This is a genomic window from Allobosea sp. GW823-FHT01F03, from assembly GCF_058798075.1.
This window is the reverse complement of the sequence record NZ_CM179505.1, coordinates 5,464,855-5,481,790: the sequence shown is the minus strand read 5'-3', so window position 1 is coordinate 5,481,790 and position 16,936 is coordinate 5,464,855. Positions and strand designations below refer to the sequence as shown.

16 protein-coding genes are annotated in these 16,936 nt (G+C 66.2%); 4 read left to right on the top strand and 12 right to left on the bottom strand.

The features are described 5' to 3' along the window. The first annotated feature begins 223 nt into the window (after positions 1–223). From AC3RCC_RS26205 to AC3RCC_RS26195, 3 genes are all read left to right on the top strand, one after another. Positions 224–1,381: a glycosyltransferase family 4 protein gene (locus tag AC3RCC_RS26205; RefSeq protein WP_492258836.1), complete on the top strand. Its 1,158-nt coding sequence runs from the start codon at positions 224–226 to the stop codon at positions 1,379–1,381. Between the two features lie 31 nt (positions 1,382–1,412). Further along, positions 1,413–1,916 carry a VanZ family protein gene (locus AC3RCC_RS26200; protein ID WP_492257089.1) on the top strand — a complete coding sequence of 168 codons (504 nt, stop codon included), beginning with the start codon at positions 1,413–1,415 and terminating at the stop codon, positions 1,914–1,916. 107 nt (positions 1,917–2,023) lie between these two features. Then, positions 2,024–2,221, top strand: coding sequence for a DUF6494 family protein (locus AC3RCC_RS26195; RefSeq protein ID WP_291635097.1), 198 nt, complete (start codon positions 2,024–2,026; stop codon positions 2,219–2,221). A gap of 29 nt (positions 2,222–2,250) precedes the next feature. Here AC3RCC_RS26195 and groL read toward each other — a convergent pair whose 3' ends face one another. The 8 genes from groL to AC3RCC_RS26155 form a co-directional block, all read right to left on the bottom strand. Continuing rightward, positions 2,251–3,873, bottom strand: coding sequence for a chaperonin GroEL (gene groL, locus AC3RCC_RS26190; RefSeq protein WP_492257088.1), 1,623 nt, complete (start codon positions 3,871–3,873; stop codon positions 2,251–2,253). Positions 3,874–3,925: 52 nt separating this feature from the next. Further along, positions 3,926–4,282: a cytochrome C oxidase subunit IV family protein gene (locus AC3RCC_RS26185; protein ID WP_492257087.1), complete on the bottom strand. Its 357-nt coding sequence runs from the start codon at positions 4,280–4,282 to the stop codon at positions 3,926–3,928. Between the two features lie 11 nt (positions 4,283–4,293). Beyond that, the gene (locus tag AC3RCC_RS26180) at positions 4,294–5,016 is read right to left on the bottom strand and encodes a heme-copper oxidase subunit III family protein (protein WP_492257086.1); all 723 of its coding nucleotides are present in this window, start codon (positions 5,014–5,016) and stop codon (positions 4,294–4,296) included. Positions 5,017–5,127: 111 nt separating this feature from the next. After that, entirely contained in the window at positions 5,128–5,850 is a 723-nt protein-coding gene (locus tag AC3RCC_RS26175) for a cytochrome c oxidase subunit 3 (protein ID WP_291635105.1), read from the bottom strand. A gap of 10 nt (positions 5,851–5,860) precedes the next feature. After that, on the bottom strand, positions 5,861–7,621 hold the full coding sequence (locus tag AC3RCC_RS26170) for a cbb3-type cytochrome c oxidase subunit I (RefSeq protein WP_492257085.1): 1,761 nt from the start codon (positions 7,619–7,621) through the stop codon (positions 5,861–5,863). A gap of 61 nt (positions 7,622–7,682) precedes the next feature. Then, entirely contained in the window at positions 7,683–8,498 is an 816-nt protein-coding gene (locus AC3RCC_RS26165) for a cytochrome c oxidase subunit II (RefSeq protein WP_291635109.1), read from the bottom strand. Positions 8,499–9,154: 656 nt separating this feature from the next. Continuing rightward, positions 9,155–10,021: an NAD(P)-dependent oxidoreductase gene (locus tag AC3RCC_RS26160; protein ID WP_492257084.1), complete on the bottom strand. Its 867-nt coding sequence runs from the start codon at positions 10,019–10,021 to the stop codon at positions 9,155–9,157. Positions 10,022–10,098: 77 nt separating this feature from the next. Then, complete coding sequence (locus tag AC3RCC_RS26155; RefSeq protein ID WP_492257083.1) at positions 10,099–11,001, bottom strand: ketopantoate reductase family protein; 903 nt, start codon at positions 10,999–11,001, stop codon at positions 10,099–10,101. Between the two features lie 306 nt (positions 11,002–11,307). Between AC3RCC_RS26155 and AC3RCC_RS26150 the strand changes: the two genes are divergently transcribed. Beyond that, positions 11,308–12,417 (top strand): PLP-dependent cysteine synthase family protein, encoded by a 1,110-nt coding sequence (locus tag AC3RCC_RS26150; protein WP_291635114.1) that lies wholly within the window; start codon positions 11,308–11,310, stop codon positions 12,415–12,417. A gap of 49 nt (positions 12,418–12,466) precedes the next feature. On the opposite strand, the gene AC3RCC_RS26145 is transcribed toward AC3RCC_RS26150, so the two are convergent. From AC3RCC_RS26145 to AC3RCC_RS26130, 4 genes are all read right to left on the bottom strand, one after another. Continuing rightward, positions 12,467–13,897, bottom strand: coding sequence for a TRAP transporter large permease (locus AC3RCC_RS26145; protein WP_492257082.1), 1,431 nt, complete (start codon positions 13,895–13,897; stop codon positions 12,467–12,469). Beyond that, a complete protein-coding gene (locus AC3RCC_RS26140; RefSeq protein WP_291635209.1) occupies positions 13,894–14,466 on the bottom strand; it encodes a TRAP transporter small permease subunit in 573 nt (190 codons plus the stop codon). The genes AC3RCC_RS26145 and AC3RCC_RS26140 overlap by 4 nt, the downstream gene beginning before the upstream one ends. Before the next feature lie 137 nt (positions 14,467–14,603). Further along, complete coding sequence (locus AC3RCC_RS26135) at positions 14,604–15,350, bottom strand: response regulator (protein ID WP_291635118.1); 747 nt, start codon at positions 15,348–15,350, stop codon at positions 14,604–14,606. Beyond that, the gene (locus AC3RCC_RS26130) at positions 15,343–16,872 is read right to left on the bottom strand and encodes an ATP-binding protein (protein WP_492257081.1); all 1,530 of its coding nucleotides are present in this window, start codon (positions 16,870–16,872) and stop codon (positions 15,343–15,345) included. Before AC3RCC_RS26130 ends, AC3RCC_RS26135 begins: the two co-directional genes overlap by 8 nt. Positions 16,873–16,936 lie beyond the last annotated feature (64 nt).

Here is a 16,936-nt window from a genome sequence, read left to right as displayed (position 1 = left end):
TGGCAATCGGGCAATGGCTTCTCTTGCGGTCGAATGCTTGTTTTCCCTATGTCGGCTGGCAGCTTGAGACGTGCCGTTCTCCAGCCGTAGAGTTTTCCGGTCCTCGGGGAGACCTTACCGGGTTGAGAAGGAACATGTGCAAAGCCTGTCGGCTTGCAGCGTCGTCGACGATTAGGCCCGGGAGCGGCGGAAGGGGGCGAGCATGACCAGTCTTCCGATCGAGATGCCGCCGGGCCAGTCGGCTTCCGCTCCGGCAAAGTCGGAGCCGCGGCGGCGGATCGTCTTTCTCGGCCTGCGGGGCATCCCCAATATCCAGGGCGGCGTCGAGAAACATGTCGAGATGCTCGCCAGCGAATTGAACTCCTGCGGCTGGGATGTCGAGGTCATCGGCCGCAGCCGCTATCTGCCGCAGGGCGGCTCTCGCTCATGGAACGGTATTCGCGTCCTGCCGCTATGGGCACCGCGCAAGATGGCGCTCGAAGCGATCGTGCATACCTTCCTCGGTGTCTGGCTCGCGGCGCTTCGCCGGCCCGACATCCTGCATATCCATGCGGTCGGACCGGCCCTGTTCGTGCCGCTTGCCCGTCTGCTCGGTCTTCGGGTCGTCGTCACCCATCACGGCTATGATTACGAGCGCCAGAAATGGGGCGGCTTCGCCCGGAGCGTACTGAAGCTCGGCGAGTATTTCGGCATGCGCCTGTCGCACGGCCGGATCGCGGTCTCGAACGGGGTCGCGCGGACCATGGCGGCGCGCTATCACGCGCCCGTCGCCTTCGTTCCAAACGGCGTCAGCCTCGCCCCGCCAGCGGCGGAGACCGGCATCCTCGCCGAGTTCGCGCTGAAGCCGAAGCGCTATGTCCTCCTGGCGGCACGCTTCGTCCCGGAGAAGCGCCAATGCGATCTGATCCAGGCCTTCGCCAAACTCGATCGTCCCGGTTTCCAGCTGGTCCTGGCCGGCGATGCGGAGTTCGAGACGCCCTATTCGGCCGAGGTCCGGGCTCTCGCGAAGCGTACGCCCGGGGTGGTGCTGACCGGTTTTCAGACCGGCGCCAGGCTGGCGGAGCTTTTCGCCAATGCGGCGCTCTTCGTGCTGCCCTCGAGCCATGAAGGCATGCCGATCGCGCTGCTCGAAGCCATGGCCTCGGGCCTGCCGGTCCTGGCCAGCGACATCGCCGCGAACAAGGAGATCGATCTGCCGGCCGAGGATTACTTCCCGCTCGGCGACATCGACGCGTTGGCACGGGCTATCGCCACCAAGATGGCGAATCCGCTGAGCGAGGAGCGAATCCGCGCCCAGAGGCTGCATGTCGAGCAGACCTATAGCTGGCCGGGTGTCGCCCAGCAGACCCTGCAGGTCTATCGCGCGTCGCTGGCGCAATAGATCACCGCGCGTCCGTTCGGACGCAGTCACGGTGATCTATCTCAGTGTTATCGCATCGGACCGAAAAGTGGAGGCCACTTTTCGGTCCGATGCTATGGCCGGCTTGCGTCGGGGGGAAGGGCGCGCGACAAGGCGCGCGCATCGCCGAGCCGGAGAGCCGCAGTTCATGAAGCCGAGATTCTTGCTGCGCCTGCTGCCCTGGCTTCTGCTGGGTTTCATCGTCTTCGCCACCTTGTCCTCGCTCGAGATGCGTCCGCGGATCAGCCATTCCGCTCATTTCGAGCGCTTCGCCGCGTTCTGGCTGCTGGGATTCCTGTTCGCAGCCTTCCATCCCCGGCGGATCGGCACCGTCCTGCTCTTTGTCGCCGGAGTCGCAGTCGGGCTGGAGCTCGTCCAGCTGGTCTCGGCTGACCGGCATGCGCGGCTTGGCGACCTGCTGGTCAAGATTGCCGGCGGCGTCTGCGGCGTTCTTTTGTGCTGGCTTACTTTGCGCGTGCTGCCCGGTTTCCGCAGCTTGCTCGCGCGCATGACCTGAACTGTCGCGGCTTCTGGCGGCGAAGCGCCGCAGCGACGCGCGGCAGGCGGTTTGCGCTATCATGCCCGGATCTGCCCCGTTCCGGCGGCAAGCCCTGGAGATCGAGCATGGATGAAGATCGTCTCAACATGGCCATCCGCAAATTCCTCAAGGAGGTCGGCGTCACCTCGCAGCGTGAGATCGAGCGCATCGTGCGCGAAGGCAGCCTGCAAGGGCGCAGCAATGTGCGCCTGCGCATGACGTTGACCTCGGAGGATGCGCCGGCGCTTCAACACGTCGTCGAGACCGCGATCGAGCTGCGCTGATCGCGGCAACAGGCCGGTCAGCCGACGTTTCAGAACTCCATGCCGCCCGGCATGGCCGAGGTCGCTTCCTTCTTCGGCAGATCGGCGATCAGCGCTTCGGTGGTGATCAGCAGCGACGCGATCGAGGCTGCGTCTTCGAGTGCGGTGCGAACCACCTCGGCCGGGTCGATCACGCCATTGGCCATCAGGTCCTGGAACTCGCCGGTCGCGGCGTTGTAACCCCAGTTGTAGTCGGTCGCCTCGACCAGCTTGCCGACGATGATCGAGCCTTCCGCGCCGGCGTTCTCGATGATCTGGCGGGCCGGGGCCAGCAGCGCGCGGCGCACGATCTCGACGCCGGTGCGCTGGTCGCCATTGGCCGGCTTCAGCGCGGCGAGCGCCTTGCGGGCCCTGAGCAGCGGCACGCCGCCGCCCGGCAGGATGCCTTCCTCGACTGCGGCGCGGGTGGCGTGCATGGCATCGTCGACACGGTCCTTCTTCTCCTTGACCTCGGTCTCGGTCGCGCCACCGACGCGGATCACCGCGACACCGCCGGCGAGCTTGGCGAGACGCTCCTGCAGCTTCTCGCGGTCGTAATCCGAGGAGGTCTCTTCGGTCTGCGCTTTGAGCTGTGCGATCCGGGCCTCGATGTCCTTCTTGCGGCCGGCACCGCCGACGATCGTGGTGCTGTCCTTCTCGATCATCACCTTCTTGGCCCGGCCGAGCATGTCGAGCGTCACCGTCTCGAGCTTGATGCCGAGATCGTCCGAAATGGCGGTGCCGCCGGTCAGGATGGCGATATCCTCGAGCATCGCCTTGCGGCGATCGCCGAAGCCCGGGGCCTTGACTGCGGCGACCCGGAGCCCGGCGCGCAGCCGGTTGACGACCAGCGTCGCCAGGGCCTCGCCCTCGACATCCTCGGCGATGATCAGCAGCGGCTTTCCGGTCTGCATCACGGCTTCGAGCAGGGGCAGCATGGCCTGCAAGGCCGAGAGCTTCTTCTCATGGATCAGCACATAGGCGTCTTCGAGCTCGGCGCGCAGCTTCTCCGCATCGGTGATGAAATAGGGCGAGATGTAGCCGCGGTCGAACTGCATGCCCTCGACGATGTCGAGCTCGGTCAGCGCGGTCTTCGCCTCCTCGACCGTGATGACGCCTTCATTGCCGACCTTCTTCATCGCCGTGGCGATCATCTTGCCGATCTCCTCGTCGCCATTGGCCGAGATCGTGCCGATCTGGGCGATCTCGCTATTGGCCGTGACCTTCCTGGCATTCCGCCTGAGATCGGCGACCACAGCCTCGACCGCCATGTCGATGCCGCGCTTCAAATCCATCGGGTTCATCCCGGCAGCGACCGCCTTGGCGCCCTCCCTGACGATGGCATGGGCGAGCACGGTCGCGGTCGTCGTGCCGTCGCCGGCCGCGTCATGCTGTTTCGCGGCGACCTCGCGGACCATCTGGGCGCCCATGTTCTCGAATTTGTCGGAAAGCTCGATCTCGCGGGCGACCGCGACACCGTCCTTGGTGATCCGCGGCGGGCCGAACGATTTCTCGATCACGACATTGCGGCCCTTCGGCCCGAGCGTCACCTTGACCGCATCGGCGAGGATCTCGATGCCGCGCAGCATGCCCTCGCGCGCCTCCGAGGCGAATTTCAGTTCCTTGGCGACCATGGGCACAGACTCCTCTGACGACGGCAGGAAGGCGAAAGCCGCGACGGCCTGCTCAGGAACCGGAGAAGAAGGTCAGCCGTGACAGCAGGGTATGGTCCGCCTCGATGATCATGATGCCGACGAAGACCAGCAGCACGAGCGGCGGCAGCAGGATCGCATAGCTCAACGCCAGCCGCTCCCAGGCCATGTGCATGAAGACGGCGATGATCAGCCCGGCCTTGAGCGCCATGAAGAGCAGGATCAGCGACCAGCGCAGCAGGCCGACGAGCTGGAAATAGTCGACCAGATAGGAGCAGGCGCTGAGGATGAACAGCCAGACCCAGACCACGAGGTAGAGCCTGATCGGATGGTGCTGCGTCTCGCCCTGGGGTGGCGCCTGCACCGAGGCGGGGCTCGTCGGTTGCGACATGAAAGCCTCCCTCACCAGAGATAGAACAGCGCGAAGATGAAGACCCAGACGAGATCGACGAAGTGCCAGTAGAGCCCGGTGATCTCGACGATCTCGTAGCGGCCGCGCCGGCTGGTGAAGAAGCCGCGCCGCCCGTCGTCGAAATCGCCGCGCCAGACCTTGCGTGCGATGATGACGAGGAAGATCACGCCGATCGTGACATGCGTGCCGTGGAAGCCGGTGATCATGAAGAAGCTGGAGCCGAATTGCGCGGCGCCCCAGGGATTTTCCCAGGGCCGCACCCCTTCCGAGATCAGCTTCGACCATTCGAAGGCCTGCATGCCGACGAAGCTGGCCCCGAGCAGCGCGGTCAGGAGCAGCAGCATCGCCGTCTTGCGGCGGTCGCGGCGATAGCCGAAATTGACCGCCATCGCCATCGTCCCGCTGCTGCTGATCAGCACGAAGGTCATGATCGCGATCAGGATCAGCGGCAGATGGTGGCCGGCGATCTCGAGCGCGAAAACCTCGCTCGGATTGGGCCAGGGCACGGTGGTCGAGATGCGGACCGTCATGTAGGCGATCAGGAAGCTGCCGAAGACGAAAGTGTCGCTGAGCAGGAAGACCCACATCATGGCCTTCCCCCAGGAGACGCCCTTGAAGGCCTGACGATCGGACGACCAGTCCGAGACGATGCCCGGCCAGCCCGCGGCAGGCCTGGCTTCGGTATGCGCAGTGGACGGCAAGACCTCGTTCATCGCTCGCCTCGCTCGCAGCCGGGAGCCGGATGATCTTCGAACCTACATCCGGATCTCGTCGAAATGGCGGATGCCGCCGCCGGGTAGTTCACTCCGTGTTCGCACTCGCGCCTAAGTCAGCAGCGCCCGGCAGATCTCGATCAGATCGTCGGTCCAGCGCATCAGCAGGGCGAATAGCACGAGCCAGACCAGAAGCAGGAAGTGCCAGTAGGTGGCGCAGAGCTCGACGCTGAGCCGCAGGCCTGCCAGCGCCTCGGGCGCCCCAGCCATCGGCGCGGCAAAGGCCCGCAGGGCCGTCCGGCCGAGCGCCACCAGCCCGCCGAGCAGATGCAGGCCGTGGATCGTGGTGACCAGGATGAAGAAAGCGCCCGCCGGGTTGGCCACGGCGAAATAGCCGGCGGCGCCGAGTTCCCGACAGGCCAGCAATTGACCGGCGAGAAAGGCCAGCGCCGACACGCCGGTGGCGAGCAGGCCGGACCTGACGCCGTCGAGCTCGCCACGGCGTGCGGCGGTGACGGTCGTCTGCAGCGCGACGCTGCTCAGGACCAGCAGGCCGGTGCTGAACCACAGCACGGCGGGCATCGGCAGCGGCCGCCAATCGGCCATGCCGCTGCGCATGAAATAGGCGCTGACCAGCAGCGCGAACAGCGAACCGGCGACGGCCAGGAAGGCCGCAAGCCCGAGCTTCGCAGTCGGGCGGGGCGCCGGGCCCGTCCAGTCGGCCTCGCCGGCGATGCCGACCTCCAGCCAGGGCTTGGCGCCGAGCCCCTGGCGCAGCAGCCACCAGCCGGCAATGCCTGCCATGACCGTCATGAAGAGGAGGATCACCGCCATGGCCGGCCCCCTATCCCACTCTCGGCGCCGGCGGCTGGTTTTGCGGCAGGAAGTCCTGCGCGGCGCCGGGCACGCTGTAGTCATAGGCCCAGCGATAGACCACCGGCAGCTCCTTGCCCCAGTTGCCATGGGCGGGCGGGGTCTGCGGCGTCTGCCATTCGAGCGTGGTCGCCCGCCAGGGGTTGCCGCCGGAAGGCCGGCCCCGCTTCAGGCTCCAGATCAGGTTGAACAGGAAGACGAGCTGGACCGCGCCGACGATCAGCGCCACCACGGTGATGAAGATGTTCAGCGTCACCGTCGAAGGCGGCACGAACGCCATCGCGCCCATTTCGGGATAGCGCCGGGGCACGCCCATCAGCCCGATATAGTGCATCGGGAAGAAGATCGCGTAGGCGCCGAGGAAGGTGATCCAGAAATGCAGCTTGCCGAGGGTCTCGTCGAGCAGGCGTCCGGTCACCTTCGGGTACCAGTGATAGATCGCGCCGAAGACGACGAGGATCGGCGCGACGCCCATCACCATGTGGAAATGCGCGACGACGAACATCGTGTCGGAGAGCGGCACGTCGACCACGACATTGCCGAGGAACAGGCCGGTCAGCCCGCCATTGACGAAAGTCACGATGAAACCGAGCGCGAACAGCATCGGCAGGGTCAGGTGGATGTCGCCGCGCCACAGCGTCAGGATCCAGTTGTAGACCTTGATCGCGGTCGGGATGGCGATGATCAGCGTCGTCGTGGCGAAGAAGAAGCCGAAGGAGGGATGCATGCCGCTGACATACATGTGGTGCGCCCAGACCACGAAGCTCAGCGCCCCGATCGCCACCAGCGCCCAGACCATCATCCGATAGCCGAAGATGTTCTTGCGGGCATGGGTGCTGATCAGATCGGAGACGATGCCGAAGGCCGGCAGCGCGACGATGTAGACCTCGGGATGGCCGAAGAACCAGAACAGGTGCTGGAACAGGATCGGGCTGCCGCCCTTATAGGCCAGCTGCTCGCCCATCGCGATGATCGAGGGCATGAAGAAGCTGGTGCCGATGACCCGGTCGAGCAGCATCATCACGGCGCCGACGAACAGGGCCGGGAAGGCCAGGAGCGCCATCACTGTGGCGGTGAAGATGCCCCAGATCGTCAGCGGCATGCGCATCAGCGTCATGCCACGAGTCCGCCCCTGGAGCACGGTCACGACATAGTTCAGCCCGCCCATGGTGAAGCCGATGATGAACAGCATCAGCGAGACCAGCATGATGATGATGCCCCATTGCTGGCCGGCGGTGTTGGCGAGGATCGCCTGGGGCGGGTAGAGCGTCCAGCCGGCGCCGGTTGGCCCGCCCGGCACGAAGAAGCCGCCGACGAGGACAAGCACGGCGAGGAAATAGATCCAGAAGCTCAGCATGTTGACATAGGGAAAGACCATGTCGCGTGCGCCGAGCATCAGCGGGATCAGATAGTTGCCGAAGCCGCCCAGGAAGAGCGCGGTCAAGAGGTAGATCACCATGATCATGCCGTGCATGGTGATGAGCTGGTAATAGTAGTTGGCGTCGATGAAGGAGAGCAGACCGGGAAAGGCCAGCTGCATCCGCATCAGCCAGGACAGCACGAGCGCGACCAGTCCGATCGCCAGCGCCGTCGCCGAATACTGGATCGCGATGACCTTCGCGTCCTGGGAGAAGACATATCTCGTGATCCAGCTCTTCGGGTGGTAGAGCTCGACATCGTCGTGCCCCGCCGTCGGTACCGGCCCTGCCACGCCATGCGTCACGTCCGCCATCGCGAGACCTTTCCGCTTCCGCCGGTCCGGGCTGCCCGGTTCGGGCTGGCCGGAGCCGCTCCTAATTCTTCGCCTGCGCCCTCGACGGCGCCTGCAACTGGGCGAATGTCTTCTGCTGTTGCAGCCAGGCCTGGTAGTTCTCGTCGGGCTCGACGGTGACGCCGCCGCGCATGAAGGCGTGGCCGGTGCTGCAGAGTTCGGCGCAGAGCGCTTCGAAGGTTCCGGGACGGGTTGGGGTCAGCCAGTAATAGGTGACGACGCCCGGGATCATGTCCATCTTGGCGCGGAACTCCGGCACGTAGAAGTTATGCAGCACGTCGAGCGAGCGCAGCAGCAGCTTGACCGGCTTGCCGATCGGGAGATGCAGCGGGTCGCCCTGGATGATGACGTCGTCCTGCCCATGCGGGTCGTTCGGGGCGATCCCCAGCGGGTTCTCCGGGGTGACATGGGCGATGTCGGTGGCGCCGAGCTTTCCGTCCGCGCCCGGCAGCCGGTAGCTCCATTGCCATTGCTGGCCGACGATCTCGACCGTCGCAGCATCGGCCGGCACCGTGACGAAGCGATGCCAGACCACGAGGCCGGGCGCGAGCATGGCTGCGACACCGATGCCGGTGCCGATCGCGAGCCAGCCTTCGAGCCGCTTGTTCTCGGGCTCATAGGCGGCGCGGTTGCCCTCGCGATGGCGGAAGCGGATCACGCAATAGGCCATGAACAGCACGACGGCGGCGAAGACCGCACCGGTGATCCAGAAGGTGATGATCAGGGTTTGGTCGATATAGCCCCAGTTGGAGGCGATCGGCGTCCACCACCACGGGCTCACGAAGTGGAAGACCACCGAGCCGATCACAACCAGGATCAGTGCGATTGCGATAGCCATCCTCTGTCATCCTTGCCGAGGGCTTGATGAGCAGACCAGTGATGGTCGCGGCGCCTGGGCCGCGTCGCGACCTTAGCCGAGTAAGATGCCGCTCGCGCATATCCGCGCCTCTCCGAAGCGCGAATATGCTCTGTCTCTTTGTTTTATCGGATTGTCCTGGCGCGAACCGGTATCCGCCTCGCGCGCGCATGCTCCAGGCGGGAAAGCGTCGAAACAGTCCCGGCAGTACAAGAAACCGTCGGAGGGAATGCGGGGGAGGCGCGGGGAGGACACAAGCTCTGCAAGCCGCGCCGGCCATGCCCGCCACGGTGCGTCGGCAGATCCCGCGCGTTGCTTTCCTCCAGCCATGGCCGAACCTCGGCTTCGCCCGGCGGTCGAACTGGCGCTGAATACTCGCGCCGCAAGGCAATCGGTCCTTGCTGCCTTAGTGATCCAATGTTCTCGTCCCGTGCGCGATCATTGTCAATTGACGCCGGGTCGTATCCGGGTGCGTGGACGCCGGCCTCGTACAGAAATCGAGCTCTCGATTGCTTGAGTTGGCAGTTCGATTGCTATTGGGTGAGGTTCTCGCTGCGGGGGTCAGCCGCCCGACCCGGAAACTGCGCCGTCCTGCGAGCAGGCGGCGCGGCCTCCGAATGGCCGGATGGCGAAAGGGCTCAGAGCATCTTTGCGAGTTCGGGCAGCATGGCCTGCCTGCCGCCGCGTTCGACGCCCTGCGCCAGGGTTTCGCGCACCGCCGTCGCGATGCCTTGCGCGGCACCGGTATCCTGCGCCATCTGCGTATAATAGCTGAGATCCTTCAGCGCATTGGCGATCGAGAACTGCAGGCCGCTCGGATCGTCGGCGAGCAGGAAGGGCTTGAGCCTTTCCAGCGCCGCGCCGCTGCCGCCGCCGCTCGCCAGCACCTCGACGAAGACGTCGAGCGAGACCTCCGAGCGGCGGGCGCAGGCCGAAGCCTCGGCGAGCAGGGTGACGAAGCCGAGCGAGACGTAATTATGCAGCAGCTTCATGCGATGGCCGGCGCCGAGCGGGCCGGCATGGGTGATGTTCTCGGCGAAGCAGGCGAGAACCGGGCGGACCTCGTCCAGCGTCGCCGCCAGGCCGCCGACCAGCAGATTGAGCTTGCCCTCATGGGCGTGCTTGGCGGTCCGGGTCATCGGCGCGTCGATGAAGCGCCCGCCCGCCTTCTCGACGAGCGCGGCCATCTTCTTGGTCGATTCCGGCACCGAGGTCGAGCAGTCGACAACGATGGCGCCGGGGCGCAGCCCTTCGAGCAGGCCGGACGGGCCGCACAGCACGGCTTCGACCTCGGCCGAGCCGGTGACGCAGAGAATGACCACATCCGATGCGCGCGCCACTTCGGCCGAGGTCGTGTGGGTGGCGGCTCCACCGGCGAGGAGCTCGTCCAGCGGCTGGTTGCCGGGATGCTCCATCACCGTCAGCCCATGGCCCTTGAGGAGAATGTTCCGGGCGATGCCGTGGCCCATCAGGCCGACGCCGATGACCCCAATCTTGCTAGGCATGGTCACGCTTCTTTCCTGCTTCAGGTTCGCGGGCGCCCATCGTCGGCGTCCGGATCGGTTGCCGGCCTCGTTGCGGCTCAGGAGGCCCGGTTGTTGAATTCCTCGCGCAGGCGGATGCAGGCGAGCAGCATGCGATTGGCGGGAACGCTGATCCCGAATTTCTCGGCCGTCCTGACGACATAGCCGTTGAGATGCTCGATCTCGGTCTTCTTGCCGCGTTGGAGATCCTGCGCGGTGGAGGAGAACTGGCTCGGCATCGCGGCGGCCAGTCCCGTGACGGCGTCGCCGAGATTATCGGGCAGCCGGACGCCGGCGGCACTGGCGACGGCGCGGCATTCGGCGACGACATCGGCCATGGCTTCGGGGACGCCGGCGACGCCGACCATCGCGCCATAGGGCAGCTCTCCGATCGCGCAGAGCGCATTATAGGCGCAGTTGATCGTCAGCTTGGTCCAGAGCACGTCCCGGACATTCGCCGAGACATCGGTCGGGATCCCGGCCTGCGCGAAGCTCTGCGCCAGCGCCTCGCTATCCGGGCCGGCGCCGATCACCAGTTCGCCGCGGCCATTGTGCCGGACCTGCCCGGCCGCGAGCGTCTCGACCGCGACATAGACTGCCGCGGGGATGACGGCGCGGCCGAAGACCGCTTCGAGGCGCTCGGCATTGTCGACGCCGTTCTGCAGGCTGAGGATCCGGGCATTGTCGGCAAGGTGTGGGGCGATCGCCGTGGCGGCGGCGACCGTGTCGTCCGACTTGACCGAGATCAGCACGAGCTCGGCGCCTGCGACGCCCGAGGGCTCGGTGGTGGCCTGTACCGGTGCCCGATGGCGCGTGCCGGCCTTCAGCAGCACGATGCCGTCCGCCTGCATCGCCTCGACATGCGCGGGGCGCCCGATCATCGTGACCGCATGGCCGGCCAGCGCGAACATCGCACCGTAATAGCAGCCGACCGCTCCGGCACCCATGACCGCAATCTTCATCGGTTTCTCCACATCCGGATGCCTGCAAGGCACGGGTTGCGGCAGCGATGGCGCCGCGCACCGGCCAGGGCGATATCGTGCTCGGCGCGCGCCGGGCCCGGAGCGTCGCATCGCCCGCCTTCCTACTACGACATTGCTTTGGGCCGCGACCCTCTCGCGCGCTCATCGCATGCGCGGCAGGCATGGCAGCCCGCGCGTGCCGGCTCCGCTGCCGCCGGCTTGCGCCCCCCGCGGTGCGGTTGGCTGCTGTGGCGGGCACGGGTGAAATAGGCATAATGGGAGGATTCTCCTTGCTGGTCCTCGTGCATGATCGTTCGTCCCGCCATTCCCAGATCCTGTTCCCGCGACTGGGTCGACCAGGCCGTCGCGGCGCTGGATGCCGATCAGCACCGCTCGGCCGACACGCATCTCTTCAAGCTCGAATGCCCGAAGCTCGCCGGCATCGACATCTATCTGAAGGACGAGTCGACCCATCCGACGGGCAGCCTGAAGCATCGGCTGGCACGCTCGCTCTTCCTCTACGCCCTCTGCAACGGCCACATCCGGGAAGGCACGGCGGTCGTCGAAGCGTCTTCGGGGTCGACGGCGGTGTCGGAGGCCTATTTCGCCCGCATGATCGGCGTGCCCTTCTATGCGGTGATGCCGCGTTCGACTTCGCGCGAGAAGGTCGCCGCTATCGAGCATTATGGCGGGACCTGCCATTTCATCGAGGATGGCAGCCTGCTCTATGCCGAGGCCGAGGCGCTCGCCCGCCGGCTCGGCGGCCATTACATGGACCAGTTCACCTATGCCGAGCGGGCGACGGACTGGCGCGGCAACAACAACATCGCCGAAGCGATCTTCCGCCAGATGGAGCGCGAGCCGCATCCGGTCCCGAGCTGGATGGTGATGAGCGCGGGCACGGGCGGCACCTCGGCGACGCTGGGGCGCTATCTGCGCTACAAGCGCCATGCCACCCGGCTCTGCGTCGCCGATGTCGAGCACTCCGCCTTTTTCGACGGCTACCGCCTGGCGGATGCGCAGTGCCGCTGCGAGCGCGCCTCGCGCATCGAAGGGGTCGGCCGTCCGCGCGTCGAGCCTTCCTTCGTGACGGGGGTCGTCGATCGGATGGTCCGCATTCCCGATGCGGCCTCGATCGCGGCGATGAACGTGCTGTCGCGTCGGCTCGGTCGCCGCGTCGGAGGCTCGACCGGAACCAATTTCCTCGCCCTTTGCTGGCTCGCCGGCGAGATGAAGGCGGTCGGTCGGCAGGGCTCGCTGGTCACGCTGATCTGCGATGCCGGCGAACGCTACAGCAAGACCTATTACGATCCGGCCTGGCTCGCGGAGAAGGGGCTGGACCCCGCGCCCTATGAAAGCCTGGTCGAAGCCGTGCTGGCCGGCAGCAGTTTCGACCTCCCGCTCGACGAAGCCTGACGGCCGCGCGCGCCTTACGCAGAGGTGCGGGCTTGCCACCGAGGCAGCGTCAGGGCTTGGGCGGCGCCAGTCCCTCCAGGTCGAACGTGCCGACTGAGGGCAGGGCGTCGAACTGTTTCTGCAACGCCGCGGGATCGAGCGTGACCGGCTTTTCGAGCCAGTAGGTTACCATCTCAGGGAAGATGATCATCAGCCCGACGAGGATCAGCTGCAGCACGATCCACGGGATCGAGCCGAGATAGATGTCGCGGCTCTTCACCTGCGGCGGCGCGATGCCGCGCAGATAGAACAGCGCGAAGCCGAAGGGCGGATGCATGAACGCCGTCTGGATGTTGGCGCAGATCAGGAGGCCGAACCAGATCAGGTTGATGTCGAGCTTGGTTGCCGCCGGGGCCAGCAGCGGGATGATGATGAAGGCGATCTCGAAGAAGTCGAGGAAGAAGGCGATGAAGAAGATGAACACCATGGTGAAGGTCAGGAACCCGACCTGACCGCCGGGCAGCCCGGTCAGCATGTGCTCGATCCACAGGCCGCCGCCGACGCCCTGGAACACCAGGCTGAAGACGCGGGCGCCGATCAGGATGAAGGTCACCATCGCGGTGATCCGCATTGTCGAGGACATCGCCTGGTAGGTGAGCTTCCTGGTCAGTGTCCCGTACATCGCCGCGAGCATCAGCGAGCCGACGGTGCCCATCGCGCCTGCCTCGGTCGGGGTCGCCAGCCCGAGGAAGATGGTGCCGAGCACCAGGAAGATCAGCGCGCCGGAGGGGACGATGCCGCGGATGCACTTCACGGCCAGCGGCCAGCCGGACAGGGTGCGTGCCTCCGGCGGCAGCGCCGGCACCTGCTCGGGCTTGAGGATGCTGAGGATCATCACCCAGACGCAGAACAGCGCGACCTGGACGATGCTGGGGCCGATCGCGCCGGCATACATGTCGCCGACCGACTTGCCCATCACGTCGGCGAGGACGATCAGCACGAGCGAGGGCGGGATCAGCTGCGTGATCGTGCCGGAGGCGGCGATCACGCCGGTGGCGTGCCGCATATTGTAGCCGTAGCGCATCATCACCGGCAGCGAGATCACGCCCATCGCGATGACCGAGGCCGCGACCGTGCCGGTGATCGCGCCGAGGATCGCACCGACGAAGATCACCGCATAGGACAGCCCGCCACGGACGCTGCCGAAGAGCTGGCCGATCGAGTCGAGCAGGTCTTCGGCGAGGCCGCAGCGCTCGAGCACTGCGCCCATGAAGGTGAAGAACGGGATCGAGAGCAGCAGGTCGTTCGAGATGATCGAGTAGAGCTGGAAGGTCAGGTTGCCCATATAGGTGTGGCTGATCACACCCATCTCGATGGCGACGAAGCCGAAGAACAGGCCGACCGCCGCGAGCGAGAACGCCGCCGGGTAGCCGATCAGCAGGAACAGCACGAGGCCCGCGAACATCATCGGGCCGAGATTGTCGCGGATGGCGTCGATCATTGCAGCGGCTTCTCGTAAGCGTATTCGTGTTGATGGAAGCCGCGCAGCGCCGCCGCACGTTTGATCATCTCGGAGAAGCCCTGGAGCAGGATCAGGGCGAAGCCGACCGGCAGGAGCAGGATGACCGGCCAGCGGATCAGGCCACCGGCATTGCTGGAGCTCTCGTTCAGCGTCCAGGCCTGGACGAACCAGGGCCAGGTGAACCAGATCATCACCAGGCACATCGGCGTCAGGAAGATCGCGCCGCCGAGCAGGTCGATCCAGTGGCGGGCACGGTCGGAAATCGTGCCGTAGATCAGGTCGACGCGGACATGCTCGTTGACCTTCAGCGTATAGGCGGCGCCGAGCAGCACCATGCCGGCGAACATGTACCATTGCAGCTCGAGCCAGGCGTTCGAGCTGTAGGAGACGAGGTAGCGCACCGTCGCGTTGATCGCGCTGACCAGGCAGGCGAGCAGGACGAGCCAGCTCGCGATCACGCCGAGCCATTCGCCGAGCTTGTCGATGGCGCGGGAAAGCGGCAGCAGCTGCCGGCAGAACAGCCAGGCTATCGCGACGAGTGAAGCCATGCCGCCGATCGAGGCGAGCGCCAGCCAGATCTTGAACATGAACGCTCCCTGCCGCGGTTCTGCGCGGCTCTTTCGCCGCGCGGACTTCGTCGGGAGCTAGCAGCTATGCGCTTAGCCGTTCCATGGCGCGTATGAGGCTAGGGCATAGCCATCGCATAGCCGGCTGCGTCGAATTGCTCCTGCGTGCGCAGCCGGTAGCCCACAGCCAGCTCGGTCACGACATAGATCGGGCGGGCAGGGTCGGGCTCGATCCGGTTGCGGAGCTTCTTCATCAGGATGCGCAGATACTGCACGTCCTCGTCGGGATCGTGCGGCCAGAGCTCGCGCATCAGCTGGCGGTGGGTCAGGACCAGTCCGTGATGAGCGGCGAGCGCCCGCAGCAGCGCGAACTGCTTGGGTGAGAGGGTCAGGACGACGCCGTCGCGGCTGACGATCCGCTGGGCGAGATCGAGCGTCAGCCCGCCGACGCGCAGGACAGGCGCCGGTGCGCTGCGCGTCGCCACCCGGCGCAGCACGACGCCGGCACGGGCGAGCAGTTCGGCCATGCCGAACGGCTTGACGATGTAGTCGTCTGCGCCGGCTTCGAGCAATGCGACCTTCTCGGCCTCCGAACTGCGCACCGAAAGCACGATCACCGCCACCTTCGACCATGAACGCAGCTCGGCGAGCACACTCGCTCCGTCGGCATCGGGCAGGCCGAGATCGAGCACCACCAGATCAGGCGCCCGCATGACGGCGAGCTCGATGGCCTCGCGCGCCGTCGGGGCTTCGACGACCCTGAAGCCCCGCATCTCCAGCCCGGTGCGCAGGAAGCGGCGGATCTCCGGCTCGTCGTCGACGACCAGCGCCAGCAGCGGTGGGGTCGAGCGCGTGGCTTCACTCATCATCATCTCTGGTTGGCTGGTCGGCGGCGAGGGGCAGCGCGATCCGCATGGTCGTGCCCCGGTTGAGGCCTTCGCTCAAGGCTTCGATCGTTCCGCCATTGGCCTCCACAAAGACCTTGGCGATCGCGAGGCCCAGCCCGCTGCCGCCGGCGATGTCGGCATGGCGCTCGCCGCGATGGAAGCGCTCGAATATCTGCTCGCTCTCGGCGGCATCGAGACCCGGCCCCTGGTCTTGAACCGCGAGGACGAGCTTCTCCGCCTCGACCGATGCCGAAATTGCGATGGCGGCAGCTGCCGGGCCGAATTTGGCGGCATTGTCGAGGAGGTTGATCAGCGCCTGCTCGATCAGGATCGGGTCGATGCGCAGGAAGGGTAGGTCATCCGTGAAATGCCGTTCGATCCTGCGGCCGCGCAGGTTCGCTGCAGCGCCTTCCAAGGCGGCATTGATGAGATCGGCGGCGTCGACCGTGTCGAGGCGTGGCTGCAGCGCGCCGGAGCGGATGCGGGTGACGTCGAGCAGGTTCTGGATGCGCTGATCGAGACGCCGCGCTTCGCTGCCGATCGCAGCCGGCAACTCGGCGAGCTCCGGGCGGCCGGCAATGCCGGGTGCCTCGGCGAGGACGCTCGCAGCCCCCATGATGCTGGCGACTGGCGTTCGTAGATCGTGCGAAACCGATTCCATCAGGATGTCGCGCAACTCGTCCGTCCGTTGCCGCAGATTGCGCTCCTCGACCGCCTTGGACAAGCCGAGCCGCTCCAGCGAACGCGAGCCTTCGGCGAGGATCGAGCTCGCCTGAGCCACCAGCTCTTCGGCCGGATTTTCGCCGAGATCGCCGAGTGTAGCCGCCAGCACCGCATCGGTTCGGTCCTGCGCGCCGAGCCGGCAGAGCAGCCAGTGTCCCTGCGTGCCGAGATCGACGCGTGCGACCGGGGCCGCTGCGCCTTTCGCTACGCCGCGGCCAAAGTTGCCCGTTGCCGCGGTCAACGCCTCCGGCACCGCGCTGCCGGTCGGTGCGCGGACTGTCTCGATGTGTCCGCGCGGCGACATCCGGAACACTGTCACTGGCCGGGCCAGGACCTGCGTCATATGGTCGGCGACGATGCCATAGATCGCGTCGGCATCTCCGGCGGCCGCCATGGCGCCGCCGAGCTGGTAGAGCTGCCGGATCTCGCGTTCCCGGTTTCGGGCCCGCAGCATCTCCTGGCGGATCCGCCCGGCGAGCTGCCCGATCACCAGGGCGACGACCAGCGAGGTCACGAGGTCGATCAACTGCGGAAGACGGAAGACCTTCACGCTGAACAGCGGCGGGTAGAACAGCGTCGTCAGCAATGCACCCAGGAGGGCGGCCATGATCGCCGGTCCAGTTCCGTAGCGGACGGCGGCGATGAGGACCGGCAGCATGTAGATCGCCGAGACGCTGTCCAGCGTCGCGAAGGAGACGACCGTGGCGGCGAGGGCCGTCGCAACTGCGACCAGCAGCAGCACATTGGCGTAGACGAGAAGCGACTGCTTCAGACGCATTGCGGGCGGGCTCCGTAGCTCAACCCGCCCAGCATAGCGAAGGCGCGGAGATCCGCGCCGATGT

What these genes read in the sequence shown, in the direction of transcription:
- AC3RCC_RS26205 (WP_492258836.1), top strand. Translation starts at nt 224, where the DNA reads ATGCCGCCGGGCCAGTCGGCTTCCGCTCCGGCAAAGTCGGAGCCGCGG.
- AC3RCC_RS26195 (WP_291635097.1), top strand. Translation starts at nt 2,024, where the DNA reads ATGGATGAAGATCGTCTCAACATGGCCATCCGCAAATTCCTCAAGGAG.
- groL (WP_492257088.1), bottom strand. Translation starts at nt 3,873, where the DNA reads ATGGTCGCCAAGGAACTGAAATTCGCCTCGGAGGCGCGCGAGGGCATG.
- AC3RCC_RS26185 (WP_492257087.1), bottom strand. Translation starts at nt 4,282, where the DNA reads ATGTCGCAACCGACGAGCCCCGCCTCGGTGCAGGCGCCACCCCAGGGC.
- AC3RCC_RS26180 (WP_492257086.1), bottom strand. Translation starts at nt 5,016, where the DNA reads ATGAACGAGGTCTTGCCGTCCACTGCGCATACCGAAGCCAGGCCTGCC.
- AC3RCC_RS26175 (WP_291635105.1), bottom strand. Translation starts at nt 5,850, where the DNA reads ATGGCGGTGATCCTCCTCTTCATGACGGTCATGGCAGGCATTGCCGGC.
- AC3RCC_RS26170 (WP_492257085.1), bottom strand. Translation starts at nt 7,621, where the DNA reads ATGGCGGACGTGACGCATGGCGTGGCAGGGCCGGTACCGACGGCGGGG.
- AC3RCC_RS26165 (WP_291635109.1), bottom strand. Translation starts at nt 8,498, where the DNA reads ATGGCTATCGCAATCGCACTGATCCTGGTTGTGATCGGCTCGGTGGTC.
- AC3RCC_RS26160 (WP_492257084.1), bottom strand. Translation starts at nt 10,021, where the DNA reads ATGCCTAGCAAGATTGGGGTCATCGGCGTCGGCCTGATGGGCCACGGC.
- AC3RCC_RS26155 (WP_492257083.1), bottom strand. Translation starts at nt 11,001, where the DNA reads ATGAAGATTGCGGTCATGGGTGCCGGAGCGGTCGGCTGCTATTACGGT.
- AC3RCC_RS26150 (WP_291635114.1), top strand. Translation starts at nt 11,308, where the DNA reads ATGATCGTTCGTCCCGCCATTCCCAGATCCTGTTCCCGCGACTGGGTC.
- AC3RCC_RS26145 (WP_492257082.1), bottom strand. Translation starts at nt 13,897, where the DNA reads ATGATCGACGCCATCCGCGACAATCTCGGCCCGATGATGTTCGCGGGC.
- AC3RCC_RS26140 (WP_291635209.1), bottom strand. Translation starts at nt 14,466, where the DNA reads ATGGCTTCACTCGTCGCGATAGCCTGGCTGTTCTGCCGGCAGCTGCTG.
- AC3RCC_RS26135 (WP_291635118.1), bottom strand. Translation starts at nt 15,350, where the DNA reads ATGAGTGAAGCCACGCGCTCGACCCCACCGCTGCTGGCGCTGGTCGTC.
- AC3RCC_RS26130 (WP_492257081.1), bottom strand. Translation starts at nt 16,872, where the DNA reads ATGCGTCTGAAGCAGTCGCTTCTCGTCTACGCCAATGTGCTGCTGCTG.